The sequence below is a fragment of the Streptomyces sp. FH025 genome, assembly GCF_017427025.1.
GTDB lineage: Bacteria > Actinomycetota > Actinomycetes > Streptomycetales > Streptomycetaceae > Kitasatospora.
In genome coordinates, this window is the sequence record NZ_JAFLNG010001147.1 from 1 (window position 1) to 1,382 (window position 1,382).

Below are 1,382 nucleotides of genomic sequence, written 5' to 3' on the forward strand. Positions count from 1 at the left end.
TCCACCGCCATCTCGGCAAGGGCCGCGAGATCGCCCGAGCCGCCGGGGACCACGCCAGCGACATGCTCGCCCCGCTCACCGTGATCGGCCGCGGCCTGCGCCACCACATCGGCTGGGCCAGGGGCCGCTGGCAGGCCACCCCGAAGGACCGCCGCGGCCCGACGCTGTTCCTCACCGCCGCCCTGCTGGTCGGCATCTACCTGCTGCCGCACGGCCTGCTGTTCGCGCTGGTCGCCCTGATGGCCAGCACCGCCTGGGCCGGCCGGGCCCCCAAGGCGCCGCCCGCCCCGCCCGCACCCGATGTCGCCGACGTCAAGCTGAGTGCCCTCTACTCGGCGCTCACCCCGTACCTGTGCGGCCCCGAGGACGCCAACCCGCTGTACCACTTCGAGGGCAGCTACAAGAACGCCTTCAGCTCCTGGGAGTTCGACGGAGAGGGCCGGCTCGCCCGGCTGGAGCTCGGCTACCCGGCGTACTTCACCGACACCGAGCCGGCCGCCCGGGCCCGGATCGAGCAGGTCGTCCAGGGCAAGGCCGGGCGGGCCCGGGAGTACCGCTTCGACTGGGACGAGGAGTCCAACCGGTTGCGGATCGCGGCGCTCGCCCCGCTGCCCACCGACATCGTCGCCCAGCGCTTCGTGGCCGCACCCGGCGAGATCGTGCTCGGCTTCACCGACGAGGACGGCACCGCCCGCACCATCCCGGTCGGCCGGGGCGGCGCGATCGTCCAGCAGCCGCCGGTCGTCTGGCGCACCGGCCCGCGCTCCTCCGAACCGCACCTGCTGGCCCTCGGCGTCACCGGTTACGGCACCTCCAGCCTGATCCGCTCGGTGGCGCTCCAGGCCCTCCCGTACGCCGATCTGGTGGTGGTCGACGGCGCGGGCACCGGGGAGCACGCCTGCCTGGTGAACCGGCCCGGCGTGCACACCGTGGAGACCAGCCTGCACGGCGCGCTGGCCGCGCTGGACTGGGCCGCGCGGGAGGCCGAGCGCCGGCTCGCCGCGCTGAACGCCGCCCGGCACGCCGGCACCGCCCCGCCCGAGGACGTCACCCGGCCGCTGTGGCTGCTGCTGGACCACCCGACCGAACTGAGCGAGCTCGCCCACGCCGAGGGCCGTCCCGACCCGCAGGACCTGCTGGAGCTGCCGCTGCGGCACGGCCGGGCCGCCCGGGTCACCGTGGTGATCGCGGACGACCTTGAAGCCCGGGACCGGATCACCCCGACCGTACGGGCCACCACCCGGGCCCGGGTGCTGCTCGGCCCGGCCGGGCCCGAGGAGGGCCACGCCGCGCTCGGCGCACCGCTGGACATCGTGCCCGCCGCGCACGCCCCGATCGGCCGCGGCTACGCCCGGATCGGCAACGGCGACCCCGTCCGGCTC

The 1,382-nt window shown here is 76.0% G+C and carries 1 protein-coding gene; it reads left to right on the plus strand.

Annotation, left to right across the window (positions count from 1 at the left end):
• Positions 1-1,382: hypothetical protein (locus tag J0670_RS38035; RefSeq protein WP_207817334.1), on the plus strand; the 1,382-nt coding region annotated here is incomplete at both ends.